The sequence below is a fragment of the Amycolatopsis sp. lyj-84 genome (genome assembly GCF_046549075.1).
Taxonomy (GTDB): domain Bacteria; phylum Actinomycetota; class Actinomycetes; order Mycobacteriales; family Pseudonocardiaceae; genus Amycolatopsis.
Genome location: NZ_JAJPWO010000011.1, coordinates 133,811 through 150,866, shown reverse-complemented (window position 1 = coordinate 150,866; position 17,056 = coordinate 133,811). Strand labels below are relative to the sequence as shown.

The following is a 17,056-nucleotide window of genomic DNA, read 5'->3' as shown; positions in this document are numbered from 1 at the left end:
GGCAGGCGGCCGACGGGCCGGTCGGCGTCGTCGGCGAACCCCAGCAGGGTGGTCACGAGGCCGCGCAGCAACACTTCGGCCCGGGCCGCGGGCACGACGTCGGCACGGTGCGCGAGCCCGAGCGTCAGCCGAGGGCCGGGGACCACGGTGAGGGTCACCGGGTAGTGCGCGGCGTCGGTGGTGGCGACGGACCGGACGTCCAGCCCGGCTTCCCGCTGGCCGCGGGCCAGCGCCTCTTCGTCGACCGGGTAGCTCTCGAACACCAGCAGGCTGTCGAAGAGATCCCGGCCGCCCGCGAGCTGCTGGATCTCGGTCAGGCCGAGGTGCTGGTGCTCCAGGAGATCCGCCTGCCCGGACTGCACCCGGCTCAGGAAGTCGCGGGCGCTCTCGGCGGGGTTCGTGGTGATCCGGGCGGGCACGGTGTTGATGAACAGGCCCACCATCTCGTGCGCGCCCGGCAGGTCGGCGGGACGGCCGTGCACGGTGACGCCGAAGACGACGTCCGCGCGGCCGGTGGCCCGGCCGAGGACGAGACCCCATCCGGCCTGCACGAGGGTGTTGAGCGTGATCCCGCGCGCCCGGGCGAACGCCACCAGCCGTTCGGTGTCCTCTGTGGACAGAAGGTGGTCGAGCTGTTCCGGCACGACGGAACCCGAGGTGTTCGGCGCGATCAGGGTCGGACCGTCCACATCGGACAGCGCGGCTCGCCAGGCCGCGCGGGCGGCGGCCTTGTCCTGGGCGTTGAGCCAGGCCAGGTAGTCGCGGTAGGGGCGCACCCTCGGCAGCACCGCGGGATCGCCCGCGGCGGCGTAGAGGGCGAACAGGTCGCGGCCCAGCAGCGGTCCCGACCAGCCGTCCATCAGCAGGTGGTGATGCGTCAGCAGCAGGTGGTGCTCGTCCTCGCCCACGTGCACCAGGGTGAAGCGGATCAGCGGCGGGGTCTCGAGGTCGAACCGCGCCGCGCGGTCGGCTTCGGCGATCCGGCCTGCCTCGGCGCGGTCGGCCGCGTCGACCTCGGTGAAGGGCACCTCGACGCGGCGCAGCACCAGTTGCACCGGGCGTTCCACGCCGGTCGCGGTGAAGGCCACGCGAAGGTTCGCGTGGCGGTCCAGCAGGGCTTGCGCCGCCGCCCGCAGCGCGGCGGCGTCCACCGCCCCGCCCAGCTCGAAACGCAGCTGGACGGTGTAGACGTCCTGCTCCTCCCGGTCGAGGGAGGACAGGAAGAACAAGCCTTCCTGCAGCGGTGTGAGCGGGAGAACGTCCTCGAGTCCCCCGTGCGTCATGCTTTGCCCCATTTCGCTTCGAGCAGGTCGATCTGCTGCTGGCTCAGCGAGACCAGGCCGAAGTCGGACGAGGTGTGCCCGCCCGTCCCCGGTCCCGCCGTGTGGTCGGTGAGCGCGGCCAGCGCGTCGCACCACGCGTCGGCCAGCGCGAGGACGTCGGTCTCGGCGACCGCGCCCGGTGCGTACGTCCAGTCGGCGGTCAGCTCGGGCCGTCCGCCGTGGTCGGTGACGACGACGGTGATCTCCAGCGCGTGCGCCATCGGCAGCGTGGGCTCGGTGGCCCCGTTCACCCCGGTGCCGCCGGGTGCCGTCTCCCACGGCTTCTCGGCTTCGGGGACGGCGAACCGGCCCAGGTAGTTGAAGCCGATCCGCGGTGTTTCGAGCGCGGCGAGGCCGTCCCGCGCGGCCGGGTCGAGGTACCGCAGCACCCCGAACCCGAGGCCCTGCTCCCCCGGCACGGCGTGCAGTTGCTCCTTGACCGCCTTCAGCGCCTTGCCCGCCGCGCCGCCGCCGCGCAGGGCGTCGGAGACGTCGACGCCGTCGAGCCTCAACCGCACCGGGTACGCGCTGGTGAACCAGCCGACGGTGCCGGAAAGGTCGGCGCCGTCGAGGAGTTCGGTGCGGCCGTGGCCTTCCAGCTGGACCAGGAGGTCCCGCGGTCCCCGTTTCGCCGCCGCGAGGGCGAGCGCGGTGAGCAGGACGTCCTGGATCCCGGCGCCGTAGGCGGCCGGAACCGTGGTCAGCAACGGCTCGGTCTTGTCCGTCGTCAGGATCCTGCGGACCCGCTTGGCCGCGCCGACCCGGTCGCGTTCCGGTTCGGTCGTGCCGAGTCCGGGCTGGACCGGCGCGTCGGCCAGGGTTGCCCGCCAGTGCGGCAGTTCGTCCGCGAACTCGCCATCGGCACCGGCTTCGACGAGCCGGTGCGCCCAGGCACGGAAGGACGTCCCCGGCGTGGTCTGTTCACCGGCGAGGGTGGCGGGCAGGATGCGCCAGCTGACGCCGTCAACCGCGAGGTGATGGATCAGCACCAGCAACCGGCCCGGCGCGGCGCCGTTGTCCTGCCAGACGAACCGCACCTGCCTGCCCGCTTCGGGGGCGAGGGTTTCCGCGGCCGCCTTGACGTCCGGAGCGCCGAGCGAGAGGACGTCTGCGGCCTGGACCGCGCCGGGCGGGAGTACGTCCAGCGTCCAGTCGTCGTTCAGCTTGGCGCGCAGCATGTCGTGCCGGTCGAGGACGGTCTGGATCCGCTCGGTGAGGTGCTCCAGGGTGAGCCCCGGCGGCGTCACCAGCGTCTGTGCCTGGCTGAACCGGGCGATCGGGCCGTCCAGTTCGCGCAGCCAGTGCATCACCGGGGTGATCGGCGTCGGCCCGGTGGCCGCGATCTGTTCGGTGGCCACGGCTTCGGCCGGGGCGCGGGTGGCGGCCAGCGCGGCGAGGTTCGCCACCGTCTTGCGGTCGAAGATGTCCCGCGGCCGGATCTCCAGCCCCGCCGCGCGGGCCCGGCCGGAGACCTGGATGGACAGGATGCTGTCCCCGCCGAGGGTGAAGTAGTCGTCGTCCAGCCCGACCGACGGCAGGCCGAGGACGCCCGCGACGATCCCGGCGAGCAGCCGTTCGGCGTCGGTGGCGCCGGTCAGGTCCCCGGTCGCGGCCGGTTCGGGCGGGGCGGGCAGCGCACGGCGGTCGAGTTTCCCTTGCGACGTCAGCGGAAGCTCCGGCAACGACACGAAGACCGCCGGCACCATGTGGTCCGGGAGCTTCGTCAGCGCCGCCGTCCGGACCTCGTCGAAGTCCGGGTCACCCACGACGTAGGCGACGAGCCGGTTGGCGCCGCGGGCGTCCGGCAGTGCCAGGACCGCGACCCCGGCCACGCCGGGACAGCCGGACAGCACGGCTTCGACCTCGGCCAGTTCGATCCGGAACCCGCGTACCTTGACCTGGTGGTCGGCACGGCCGGCGTAGACCAGCGCGCCGTCGGCACGGCGGCGGGCGAGGTCCCCGGTGCGGTAGAGCCGTCCGGGGCCGAACGGGTTCGCGACGAACCGCGACGCCGTCAGCCCGGACTCGCCGAGGTACCCGCGCGCCAGCCCGGTCCCGGCCGCGTAGATCTCGCCGACGATGCCGGGCGGGACCGGCCGCAGCCGCCGGTCGAGCAGGTAGACGGCGGTGTTGTGCACGGGGCCTCCGATCGGCACCGCGCCCCGGTCCGGCTCGGGCACGCATTCCCACAGCGTGATGTCCACCGTGGTCTCGGTGGGGCCGTAGGAGTTGAACAGCCGCCGGTGCGCGGCCCAGTCCGCGGCGAGCGCGGGCGGGCACGCCTCCCCCGCCACGATCACGACGAGGTCGGCGGGCACCTGTCCGGGCCGGATCGACGCGAGCGCCGCGGGCGGGAGGGTCGCGTGTGTGATGTCCTTTTTGGACAGGAAGGTGGCCAGCGGATCGCCCGCGCGTTCGTCGTCGGGGACGATCACCAGGGTCGCGCCGGTGAGCACGCCCATGCACAGCTCCCACACCGACGTGTCGAAGCTGACCGACGCGAACTGAAGGACCCGGCTGCCCGGCCCGACGCCGAACGCTTCGACCATGGTGTGCGCCAGGCTGGCGACACCGGCGTGGCTCACCATCGTCCCTTTTGGACGGCCGGTCGAGCCGGAGGTGTAGATGATGTACGCCCCCGAGGCGGTCGAAACCGGCTCCGCAAGCGCATGCGTCCCGGCCGGGAGGGCGATTCCGTCCAGGATGAGCACCGGCTCGGAGTCGGCGATCATGGCGTCGATCCGCTCGGCCGGGTAGTTCGGGTCGAGCGGCAGGTAGACGCCGCCCGCCTTCTGGATCGCCAGCAGCGCCACGATCAGCTCGGCGGACCGCGGCAGGCGGACACCCACCACCGACTCCGGGCCGACACCGCGTCCGGCCAGCGAACGCGCCAGCCCCGTCGAGCGGCGGTCCAGTTCGGCGTAGGTCAGCGAGGTGTCCCCGTCGACGACGGCCTCGTGATCCGGACCGGCCGCGGCGACGCGCGCGAACAACCCGGCGATGGTCAGGTCCGCGACCTCGTGCGCGGTGTCGTTGGCGGTCACCAGCAGTTCGTGCCGCTCGGCGCCGGAAAGGACGTCGATGTCACCGACGGGCGCCCCGGGATCGGCGGCGAGTGCCCGGCAGATCCGGGTGAACCGCTCGGCGAGACGCTCGATCTCACCCGGTTCGAACGCGTTCTCCGCGTACTTCCACGTGACGCGCAGCCTGTCGCCGGGCTCGACGACGAGGGCGAGCGGGTAGTGCGTGTCATCCGACGCCGTGACCGAACGAAGATCCAGTTCGCCCGAGGCGGCGCGCACGGATTCGCCGTCCAGCGGGTAGTTCTGGACCACCAGCAGGGTGTCGAACAGCTCGCCGGTGCCCGCGAACCGCTGGATCTCGCCGAGTCCCGCGTACTGATGACCCAGCAGGGCGGCTTGCTCGGCCTGGACCCGGCCGAGCAGGTCCAGCAGCGGTTCGCCGTACCCGGTCCGGACGCGGACCGGGATCGTGTTGGCGAACAGGCCGATGCTGCCGTCCGCGCCGTCGACCTCGGCCGGGCGGCCGGAGACGACGGTGCCGAACACGACGTCCTCGCGGTCGGTGAGCCTGCCCAGCAGCAACCCCCACACGGCCTGGACCAGACTCGTCATGGTCAGCCCCGCGGCACGCAGGACGGCGACGAGTTCACTCGTCAGCGCTTCCGGCAAGGCGGACTCGTAGTGCCGCGAGATCCGGTCTCCGACGGCCGCGGGCGCGAGCAGCGCAGGTTCGTCGAAACCGTCGAGTGCGGTACGCCAAGCCTTTTCGGTGACCGTGGTGTCCCTGGTGGACAGCCAGGCGAGGTGGTCACGGAACGGCCGTGAAACCCGCGCCGGTGCCGCGTCCCTGGTGTAGGCGTCGAGCAGGTCGCCGACGAGCAGCGGACCCGACCAGCCGTCGTAGAGCAGGTGGTGCGCGGTCAGCAGGAGAACCGCTCCCCCGCCGGAACGGCGGATCAGGGTGAGCCGCAGCAGTGGTGGCTCACCGGGATCGAATCGGTCCGCCAGGTCCGCCTCGGCCAGCGCGTCGACGTCACCGCTTTCGTGCTCGGCCCAGCGGGGCTCGAGCGCGGCCGGGACGAACTGGATCGGCACGCCCGCTTCCGTGTGACGGAAACCCGCGCGCAGGGCGGGATGCCGGGCGAGCAGCGCGGCGGCGGCCCGGCGCAGCCGCGGCCCGTCCACCTCGCCGTCGAAGTCCAGCCGGAGCTGCATCAGGTACGGATCCGGGCCGGTGGCCTCGAAATCGGTCAGGAACAGCAGTCCGGTCTGCAGCGGGGTGAGCGGCAGGACGTCCTCGACCGCGAGCAGAGCGTCCACTGTGTCCACATCGGACTGGGTCAGCTCGGCGAGCGGGAAGTCCGACGGCGTGTGGAACGGCTCCCGCACCGCTTCGACCAGTGCCGCGACGGCCTCCTGCCAGCGAGCGGCCAAGGCCCGGACCTCGGTCTCGCCGAGGATGTCCGGGACGAAGGCCCACGACGCGCGGACGACGTCCCCGTCGACGGCGGCGTTGATCTCCAGCGCCGCGGCGACCGCGGTGCCCGGATCGGCGTGGCCGCCCATCGGCTCGGCGGGCGTCCAGTCACCGTCGCCGCCGGTGAACCGGCCGAGGTAGTTGAAGCCCACCTCGGGTTCGGGCAGCCCCGGCACACGGTCGAGGTAGCGCAGCTTGCCGTACTGGAGACCGGCGAGGTCGCCGCCCGGCAGGCCGCGCAGCGCGGACTTGACGCCCTTGAGGGTGGCGACGGGATCGCCGCCCTCTTCGAGCGGCACGGGGTATCGCGAGGTGAACCAGCCGACCGTGCGCGAGATGTCCGGGCCGAGGTCCACCCGGCCGTGGCCCTCCACGGCCACCAGCAGCGGTTGCCGCGCGGCCGTCACGAGCGCGGCCAGCAGGACGTCCTGCACGGTCCCGTGCGCGTGGACCGCCACGTCGGGAAGCCCCGCCCACGGCAGTTCGACCTCGAACTTCGCCGCCGTGGCGACAAGATCCGTCCCGGGATCGACGGGACGGCGGCCGAGGCCCGGGAAGGGACGGTCCAGGAACGACTGCCAGGCCGCGGGGTCGGCGTCGACCCGGGTGGCTTCCCGCGCCCAGCGGGCGAAACTGCCACCGGTGGCGGCGGGGGCTCCCGCCAAGTCCTCCATGAGGATCCGCCAGGACACACCGTCGACCACGAGGTGGTTGACCACCAGCAGGAGCCTCCGCCGGGACGGGCTCCAGACCGCGCGCAGCAGGACCCCGGCCGCGGTGTCCAATTCGGACAGTGCGCGTTCGCGTTCACCGGTCAGGTCTTCGACGACGCGGACGGCGGGAGCACCGGTGGCGCCGGGCACGAGACGTCCGTCTTCGGTGATCCGGCTCCCCAGCTCCGGGTGCCGGGTGAAGAGGTCTTCGAGCTTGCGCTGGAGGCTCGCGGCGTCGAGGTCCTCCGGCGTGGTCAGGAGCAGCCATTGCGCGAAGCGGTCGAGGTCGCCGCCGCGTTCGGCCGCCCACGCCATGATCGGCGTGCGGGCGATCTCGGCCGGTTCCGGTTCGGCCTGCCCGGATTCGACGAGGGCGCCGACGCGTTCGGCGAGTGCCAGCGGCGTGCCGAGTTCGACGACGTCCCGGGCGCGGACCGCCAGTCCGGCGGCCCTGGCCCGGCCCACCACGCGCAGGGACAGGATGCTGTCCCCGCCGAGGCCGAAGAAGTGGTCCTGCTCGCCCACCGCCGGCAGGTCGAGAACCTCGGCGAAGATGTCCGCGAACAGCGCCGCGGTGGCGTTCCCGCTCGTGGACGCCGTGACCTCGGCTCGCGCACCGGGTTCCGGCAGCGCCGCACGATCGAGCTTTCCACTGGGAGTCAAGGGGAACTCGCCGAGCGGCACGATCACGTCCGGCACCATGTACGAGGGCAGGTGGTCCCGGCAGTGCGCCAGCACCCGCTCGACGTCCACAGTGGACGAGGCGGTGACGTAGCCGGTCAGCCCGCCCGGACGGGCGGCCACGGCGGCACCGGTGATCCCGGGGACGGCGCCGAGGACGTGTTCGATCTCGCCGAGTTCGATGCGGAAACCCCGCACCTTGACCTGGTGGTCGGCGCGGCCGAGGTAGTCGATCTGCCCGTCTTCGGTCCAGCGGGCGAGGTCGCCGGTGCGGTACATCCGGCCGCTGTGAAACGGGTTCGCCACGAACCGTTCCGCCGTCAGGCCGGGGCGGCCGAGGTAGCCGCGGGCCAGCCCGCCCGCCAGGTACAGCTCACCCGTGACGCCGGGCGGGACCGGGTTGAGATCGCGGTCCAGGACGTAGCACCGGCATCCGGCGAGCGGCGCGCCGATCAGCACGCGTTCGCCGTCGGTCACCGGCCAGCTGGTCGCGTACACCGTGGCCTCGGTCGGACCGTAGATGTTGAGCAGGCGCGCGTCCGGGAGCGCGGTCCGGATGGAGCGCACCAGATCCGCGGACAGGGCCTCGCCCGCGAGGGCGAAGGTGCCGACCTCGAGACCGGACAGGTTCTGTTCGAAGACGCCCGCGATCGCCGACGGCACTCCGCAGACCAGGCTCAGCCGGTCGCCGTCCGTCGCGTCGGCCAGCGAAAGGACGTCGGGGACGACGTCGATCCGCCCGCCGCTGAGCAGTGGGGCGAAGATCTCGAAGACGGACACGTCGAAGGTGACCGGAGTCGCCGCGAGGACCCGCGACAGCCCCTCTTCGCCGAAGGTGGCGCGACCCCAATCGATCAGTCCGACGACGCTCTCGTGTTCGACGACCACGCCCTTGGGACGGCCGGTCGAACCCGACGTGTAGATCACGTACGCCGCGTTTCCGGGCCGCGCGGCGACGTCGGCGTCACCAGATGGCTCGAAGCCGTCGAGTGACAGGTGCTCGAAGCCGTCGTAGAACGTGTCCGTGGTCAGCACGAGGGCGGGCCGCGCTTCGGTGAGGACGCCCGTCACGCGTTCGGCCGGGTGACCGAGGTCGATCGGCAGGTAGGCGCCGCCCGCCTTGTGCACGGCGAGCATCGCGACGATCAGGTTCACCGACCGGGGCAACGCCAGTGCGACGACGGATTCCGCGCCGACACCGCGGTCGGCGAGCGCCCGGGCGAGACCCCGGGCCGCCGCGTCGAGCTCGGCATAGGTCAGGCTCGTGTACTCGTCCGTGACGGCGATCGCGTCCGGCGTACGACGGGCCTGCGCCCGGAACTCGTCGGCGAGAGTCCGTCCACTGTGGACCTCGCCGGTCTCGTTGAACGCGTGGACGACGAGGTCCCGCTCGGCGGTGTCGGCGATGCCGAGGCTGCCGACCGGAGCGGTCCCGTCGGCCACGACGTCGAGCAGGACCCGGACGAACCGGTCCAGCAGCACGGCCGCGGCCTTCTCGCCGAAACCGGGCTGGAACTTCAGCCCGACGTACAGCCGCTCCTCGGGCGCGACGATCAAGGTGACCGGGTAGTGCGTGGCGTCCACCGGCGGTCCGCCGGTCACGCGGAGATCCCGGCCCGCGTCCCAGCTCGACGCCGCCGGATAGTTCTCGACCACGAGCAGGGTGTCGAACAGCTCTCCGATCCCCGCCTCGCGCTGGATCTCGGCGAGCCCGATCTGGTGGTGGTCCAGCAGTTCCGCCTGCTCGTGCCGCACCCGCGAGAGCAGGGCGTCCGCCGTTTCGCCCGGACGCGGCGAGATCCGCACCGGCAGGGTGTTGATGAACAGCCCGGCCATCTCGGTGCTGCCCGCCAGTTCCGCCGGGCGGCCGGAGACCGTGGTGCCGAACACGACGTCGGCCCGGCCGGTGAGCCTGCCCAGCAGGATCGCCCAGGCGACCTGGACCAGGGTGTTCACCGTGCAGCCGAGGACACGGGCGCGCTCCGCCACCGACGCGGTCACGTCGGCGTCGAGTTCACGGTGGAGGTGTTCCGGCCAGCGCGGCTCACCGGAGCCGGGGGCGAGCAGCGTCGGCTCGTCCAGCCCGGCCAGTGCGGCGGCCCAGGCGGCGCGATCCGCGTTCTTGTCCACTGTGGACAGCCAGGTCAGCTGATCGCGGTGCGGGCGCCGCACCGGCGCCCCGGCCCCGCCGTACGTGGCGAGCAGTTCCCGGGCCAGCGACAGGGAGGACCAGCCGTCCAGCAGGACGTGATGGTGACAGATGAGCAGGCGATGATGCCCCGGCCCGCCCCGCAACAGGGCGAACCGGATCAGCGGAGCCCGGTTCAGGTCGAACCGCTCGCGGCGGAACCGCTCGACGGCCTCCTCGGTGAGCGGTCCTTCTTCCCACGCCAGCGCGGGTTCGGGCAGGACCACCTGGACGGGATCACCGTCGGCCCGCAGCCGGAATTCCACACGCAGCGCGGAGTTCCGCAGCACCAGCTGCTCGGCGCACGCGCGCAGCCTGGCGGTGTCGAGCTCCCCGGCGAGGTCGAAGGACAGGAGCACGGTGTAGACGTCGGTCTCGGCGTCCTGGGCCAGCAGGCCGGCCTGCAGCGGGGTGATCGGCAGGATGTCCTCGACGTCGCCGAATTCGTCCACTTCGGGCTGTGTCAGCGTGACCAGCGGGAAGTCGGACGGTGTATGGCCGCCGCCTTCGGTCAGCGCGGTGATCGCGCGGTGCCAGGCGTCCAGCAGGGCGTCGATGGGCTCGCTGGACGACCAGCGCGCCTTGAGCACGCCATCTTCGACCAAAGTGGACACTTCGATCGGATGCGACGCGGCCAGCTCCGGATCGGCGCCGCCCGCCAGGAAACCGAGACCGTCCACCGGGGTGAAGTCCCGGTCGTCCCGGACGGCCCGGCCGAGGTGGTTGACCAGGAACGGCCGCGGCGCGCCGGGGACACGGTCGCGCAGCGGGCCGTAGCCCGTGCCGCCGTCCGGGACCGCGGCGAGGGTTTCCTTGACCCGCTTGAGGATCTGTTCGGGAGTGCCGTCGAGGGACACCCGGATCGGATACAGGCTGGTGAACCAGCCGACGGCGGAATCGGCGGCGCGCAGGCCGTCCCGGCCGTGCCCTTCGAGATCCGCCCGGAGTTCACGCTCGCCCCAGACCTCCCGGGCGGCCAGCCCGAGCGCGGCGAGGAGGACTTCGCGCGTTCCGGTGTGGAACGCGCGCGGGATGTCGGTGACGACGGCCCGGGAAAGGTCTGCGGGCAGTTCGGTGACGACATGCCGGAGGTCACCGACGCTGCCCGTGCTCAGTTCGACGCTCGTCCCGGCCGCCATGTCGGTCCAGAACGCGGTCTGTGTCTCGTCCGCGGTCAGCGACGCCGCCCAGTCACGGGCCACGAAGTCACCCGGACGCGGCGGCTCCCCCGCCCAGCCCGCGGCGAACTCGGCGCCGATGACCGGCCACGAAACGGCGTCGACCACGAGGTGGTGCGCCACCACCAGCAGCCGGTCCGGCAGGAAGTGGACACCACGCAGCACGACACCGGCGTAGGGGTCGAGCGCGGCGATCTCGCGCTCCAGCTCGGCTCTCGGGTCGGCCTCGGCGAGCACCGCGCGCAACGAGACCCTGGCCTCGTGGGGAGACCGGATCTCCAGCGTGTCGCCGGTCAGCCGCGCCCGCAGGAAGTCGTGCCGGGCGACGAGCCTGGTGAACAGCCGCGCCAGGTCACGGGTCTTCACCCCGGCCGGGACCCGGAGCAGGGTCGCCTGGCTGTACCGGTCGATCGGGCCGCCGCGCTCCAGCAGCCAGCGCAGCATCGGGGTCGGCGCCACCGGCCCGAGCCGTTCGGCCGCCGTGGCGGGGACGGCGCGGTCGTCGATCTCCCGGACCCGGGTGGCCAGTTCGGCCACGGTGCCCGCCTCGACGACGTCGCGCGGGGTGACGAGCAGCCCGGCCCGGCGCAGCGCCGCGACCAGGTGGATCGCGCTGATGCTGTCCCCGCCCGCGGTGAAGAACCCGGTGTCGGCACCGATTTCGCTCCGCCGCAGCACTTCCGCGAACGCGTCGGCGACGGCGGCTTCCCGCGCGTCGCGCGGTGCGACCGTGGCCACCGTGTTCTCCCCCGGCGGCTCCGGCAGCGCCGCGCGGTCCAGCTTTCCGTTGCGGTTCACCGGGAACGCGGCCAGCGGGACCAGCGTCGACGGCACCATCGCCGCGGGCAGCGCGGCGGCCAGTCCGGCGAGCACCGGAGCGGGATCCACGGTCGCGGGCACGCAGTAGGCGACGAGCCTGCCGTCACGGACCACGACCACCGCGCCGTCGACGCCGGGCCGGGCGACCAGCCGTGCCTCGATCTCGCCCGGTTCGATGCGCTGGCCGCGGATCTTGACCTGATGGTCGGTGCGGCCGAGGTAGACGAGCGCGCCGTCCGGGCGCCGCCGCACGAGGTCGCCGGTCCGGTACATGCGGCCGCCGGACGGGCAGGCCACGAAGCGTTCGGCGGTGAGGCCCGGCCGGTCGCGGTAACCGCGCGCCAGCTGGACACCCGCGAGATACAGCTCGCCAGGCACCCCGGCCGGGACCGGGTTCAGCCTCGCGTCGAGCACGAGCACACCGGTGTTCCAGACCGGGGCGCCGATGGGCACCGGCGCCTCGCCGTCGGCGGTGTCCCACTCGGTGACGTCCACCGCGGCCTCGGTCGGGCCGTAAAGGTTGTGCAGCGGCGCGCGGAAGACCGCCCCGGCCTTGGTGACCAGATCGGCGGGCAGCTCCTCGCCGCTGCACACCACGCGGCGCACCGAACCCAGATCGTGCGGCACCCGGGCCGCCACGAACGCCGCCAGCATCGACGGGACGAAGTGGACGGTCGTCACCCGCTGGGCCTCGATCACCGCGGCCAGGCGGCCCGGATCGCGGTGGTCGCCCGGTTCCGCGACGACCAGCGCCGCCCCGGTGATCAGCGGCAGGAAGAACTCCCACACCGAGACGTCGAAGGTCGCCGGGGTCTTCTGCAGCACCCTGTCGCCCGTGTCGAAGCCGTAGCGCTCGGCCATCCACAGCAGCCTGTTGACGATGGCGCGGTGCTCCACCAGGACACCCTTGGGCCTGCCGGTGGAGCCGGAGGTGTAGATCAGGTAGGCGGCGTTGCCCTGGCCGATGTCGGCGGGCGCGAACCCGTCGCCGTCGGGCAGGTCGTCCGCCGAGACGACGGCGTCCGGTGACGCGTCGGCGAGCAGTTCCCGGACGCGCTCGTCCGGCAGTTCCGGATCGACCGGCAGGTAGGCCGCCCCGGCACGCAGGACACCGACGAGGGCGACGACCAGGTCGACCGAACGTGGCAGGACCACCGCGACGATCGATTCGGGGCCCACCCCGCGGTCTCGCAACCCGGCGGCGAGCCGCGCGCTGCGCTCGTCCAGCTCCCGGTAGGTCAGCCGGCTTTCCCGGAACACCAGCGCTTCGCGGCCGGCATGGTCGGTGAAGGCCCGTTCCAGCAGCGCCGTCAGCGTGACCGGCGGGACGTCGTGCGCGGTGTCCGGCCGGGTCAGTTCCGCGGGCAGCAGGACCGGCACGTCCGAGACGGGCTCGTCGGCCGAGGCGACCAGGTCGCCGAGGACCTGGACGAACCGGCCGGTGAAGAGGGCCGCCTCGTCGGCGTCGAACAGATCTTGTGCGAACTCGAGGAATCCGCTGAGCCCGTCACCGGTCTCGGTGACGTTGAGGGTGAGGTCGAATTTGGCCGTACCGGTGGGGATCAGGTCCATTTCGGCGTCGAGCCCGGCGAACCCGCCGTCGCCGTCCGGCGTGTTCCGGTAGGCGAACAGCACCTGGAAGAGTGGATGCCTGCCCGGTGCGCGCGGCGGCGCCACCCGGTCGACGACCTGGTCGAACGGCACGCCGTCATGGGCGAGCGCGGCCAGACCGGTCCGGCGGACCCGGGCCAGCAACTCGCGGAACGTCGGCCGCCCGGACAGATCCGTGCGCAGCACCACCGTGTTCACGAAGAACCCGACCAGCGGGTCCAGCGTTTCGGCGGGCCTGCCCGCCACCGGGACACCGATCGGGACGTCCGTACCCGCGCCGCAGCGCGAAAGCACGGTCGCCAGCGCCGCGTGGAGGACCATGAACACACTGGTGCCGGTCTCGGCCGCGAGTTCCCGGATCCGTTCGTGCAGGCCGTCCGCCAGATCCAGGTCCAGCACCAGGCCGAGGCCGCCCGGGTTGCCCGGCCGCGTCCGTCCACTGGGGACGGGAAGGTCTTCGGGCAGGCCGTCCAGCTCCGCCGCCCAGAAGTCCAGCTCGGCCGAGACGGGAAGTCCTTGGTGCCACAGGGTGTAGTCCGCGTACTGCACCGCCAGCGGAATCCACTGTGGAGCGTGCCCGGCCGAGCGAGCGGCGTACGCGGTTTCGAGGTCGGCGAGCAGCGGTCGCAGCGACCATTCGTCGGTGGCGATGTGGTGCGTGGTCAGCACGAGTACGTGGTCCTCGGTCCCGAGGACGAGCAGCGCCGCGCGGACCGGCGGCTCGGCGTCGAGCGCGAACGGGCGACGGCTGTGCTCGGCGATCGCCGACGGCAGTTCGTCCACGGTGCTTTCCAGCACCTCGCAGACGGCCGATGACGGTGGCAAGACCTGTTGCCACGGCTCGGTTCCGTCGTCGTGGTAGACGGTGCGCAGCGGTTCGTGCCTGGCGATCACGTCGTCGAGGGCCGCGACCAGCGCCCGGCGATCGAGCGGACCGCGCAGGCGCAGGCTCAGCGGCAGGTTGTAGGCGGCGCTGGCGGGTCCGGCGAGGGCCTGCAGCAGCCACATCCGGCGCTGCCCCGCGGAAAGCGGCAGCCGTTCGGGCCGGATCGCGACCGGGACGTCCGGCCGTGCCGGGGCGAGGTCGTCGAGACCGCGGATCAGCGCGGCGGGGGTCGGGGCGTCGAACACCGCGGCGATGGGGACGTCCACGCCGAATTCCGCGCCGAGACGGGCGCTCAACCGCATGGCGAGCAGGGAATGCCCGCCGAACCGGAAGAAGTCGTCTCCGGGGCCGAAGCCCGGGACGCCGAGGACGTCGGCGAAGGCGCCGCAAAGCCGGGCGAGGCGGGGGTCGGTGACAGCCTCGCCGGATCCGGTGTGGGTCCGGTTCGCCAGCGCCAGGCGGTCGACCTTTCCGTTGGGGGTCAACGGAAGCGCGTCCACCGGTACGAGCAGGCCCGGCACCATGTAGTCCGGGAGCCGCCGCGCCAGTTCCGCGCGCAGGTCCCCGGTGTCGCCGGTCGGCACGTAGTACCCGGCGAGCCCCGCGCCCGCCGCCACGACAGCGCAGTGCCCGACGCCGGGAGCCTGCCCGAGAACGGCTTCGACCTCGCCGAGTTCGACCCGGAAACCGCGGACCTTCACCTGGTGGTCGGTCCGGCCCAGGCAGTCGAGGTCACCGGTTTCGGTCCAGCGCGCGAGGTCGCCCGTGCGGTACATCCGGCCGCCGCCGAAAGGGTTCGCGACGAACCGCGAGGCGGTCAGCCCGGGTCTGCCCAGGTAGCCCAGCGTGACCCCGGAGCCCGCCAGATAGAGCTCGCCCGTCGCGCCGGGCGGGACCGGCCGGAGCGCGGCGTCGAGGACGTAGGCGTGGGTGTTGTGCAGGGGGCGCCCGATCAGCGGCCGGTCGGCACCGGCGAGGTCGATTTCGTGCGCGGTGGACCAGATCGTCGTCTCGGTCGGTCCGTAGACGTTGGTGACGCCCGCTGTCGTCGCGCTCAGGGTGCGGGCCAGCGACGGCGGCAGCGCCTCGCCGCCGACCAGCGCGCGGACGCCACGCAGGGCGAGCGGCGCGGATTCGGCGAGCGCCTGCCACAACGACGGCGTCGCCTGCATCGCGGTGATCCGTTCCCGGCCGAGCAACGCGCTCAACCGGGCCGGATCCCGGGTGTCCTCACGGCCCGCGAGCACGATCGTCGCGCCGTCGAGCAGGGGCAGGAACAGCTCCAGGGCGGCGATGTCGAAACTGACCGTCGTGACGGCCAGGAACCGGTCGGTGGCACGGAACGCGAACCGTTCGCGCAAGGAGGCGAGGAGGTTCGCCAGATTGCGCCGGGTGACGACGACACCTTTGGGACGTCCGGTCGAGCCGGACGTGTAGAGCACGTAGGCGGGCGCGTCGAGCGGCGGCTCCGGAAGCGGCACCGGATCGGCGGGCAGGCCACCGGCGAGCCACGCGGGGTCGACCACCAGTGCCGGAGCGGCGTCCGCGAGCATGAATTCCACGCGTTCGGCGGGGAAATCGGGATCCAGCGGGAGATAGGCGGCACCGGCCTCGAGCACCGCCAGCAGGGTCACGACGAGATCGACACCGCGCGGCAGCGCGACGGCGACCAGGTCCCCCGGCCGGACGCCCTCCGCGAGGAGCCGGGCGGCGAGTCTCCCGGACCGGTCGTGGACGTCGTCGTACGACAGCCGCGATCCCGCGTCCTGGAGGGCGATCCCGTCACCACCGGGTATCACGCTCAAGACGTCGGACTCGTCGTGCGCTGTCGGCTCCGAGCGGCCGAGTGCGAGGACCCGGGACCGCTCCCCGGCGCCCGTCACGTCGAACCGGCCCGACGGCAGGTCCGGCGCGGCCGAGGCCAAGGCCTCCAGCACACCGACGAAGCGCCGGGCGTGGTCCTTCACTTCGTCCGCGCTGTAGGCGGCCGGATTGGCGTCGACGTCCAGTTCGATCCCGCCGGCACCTGGCAGGCCCTGCACGGTGAAGGTCAGGTCGTCGACCGGACCGGCCGCCAGGTAGTGCGTGGTGGCGGGCAAGCCGCCGAAGGAGAGGCCGGTGGCGAAGGGTTTGATGTTGATCCACGGCCCGACCAGCCGCCGCGAGCCGAGCCTGCCGAGGTCGCGGCGCAGATCCTCGCCGCGGTACCGGTGGTGCGGGCGGGTCAGCTTCAGTTCGGCGGTCACGGTCCTGACCAGGTCTTCCACCGTGGTCGACGCGGTGACCGGGATCCGCAGCGGTACCACGTTGACCGTGGTCGCCGGGATCCGCGCCGCCGGGCCGAGACGGCCCATCACCGGCAGGCCGAGCACGATCTCGGGGGCGCCGGTGGCGCGGTGCAGATAGAGCCCGGTCGCCGCGATGACCAGTTCGGTCCAGCCGGTGCCGAGCCTTTTGGCCAGCGCGGAGAGCGCCTCGAAACCGGCCGCGTCCAGTCGCGTGCTCTCGCGCCGGAAATGGTGCGAGGCCGGGACCGGTGCCGCAGGGGAGACGATCTCGGGTAGATCCGCCAGCCTGTCCAGCCAGAACGCGCGGTCACGCTCGAACTTTTCGGACTCCCGGTACGCCTTCTCGTCGGCGAGGAGATCCGACACCGGTTTGAACGGGCTGTCACCGACGGGTCCGCCCGCGACGAGGGCGGTGTAGATCGCCGCCACGCGCCGCTGGATCAGCCCGAAACCGTAGCCGTCGAGCAGAATGTGATGGCAGGCGAAGAACCAGAGGAAGTGGTCCTTCGCCCGCCGGTAGAGGATCTGTGTCACCAGCGGGCCCGTCGCGGGATCCCGCGCGATGGCGAGTTCCGCGCGCATCGAGGGAACCGGATCGCCGTCGGCATCCACGATCCGCAGCTCCGGCGTGGCACCCGGCGTCCGCCAGGGCCCGGATCCGTCATGTCCGAAAAGGACGGACAGACCGTCGGCCTCGGCGAGCGTCCGGTGTACCGCCTCCTGGAAGGAGGGGACGTCGAGTTCGCCCCGGATCTCCAGGTACTCGCCGGTGTTGTACGCCGGGCTGGACTGATCGAGACGCTGCCCGAACCAGACGCCCTGCTGCGCCGCGGTCAGCGGGCTGCGGACGTCCTCGTGCGCCGATGACAC

Annotated in this window: 2 protein-coding genes (1 of these 2 only partly in view); both read right to left on the bottom strand. The window is 72.7% G+C overall.

All coding sequences use genetic code 11. The annotated features are described in order from the left end of the window. Positions 1–1,283, bottom strand: the 5' portion of a protein-coding gene (locus ACLJRM_RS30335; RefSeq protein ID WP_410664997.1) for an amino acid adenylation domain-containing protein. It extends 12,049 nt beyond the left edge of the window; the window shows 1,283 of its 13,332 coding nt (coding positions 1–1,283); its start codon is at positions 1,281–1,283; the stop codon falls past the left edge of the window. Beyond that, positions 1,280–17,056 carry an amino acid adenylation domain-containing protein gene (locus ACLJRM_RS30330; protein WP_410664996.1) on the bottom strand — a complete coding sequence of 5,259 codons (15,777 nt, stop codon included), beginning with the start codon at positions 17,054–17,056 and terminating at the stop codon, positions 1,280–1,282. Before ACLJRM_RS30330 ends, ACLJRM_RS30335 begins: the two co-directional genes overlap by 4 nt.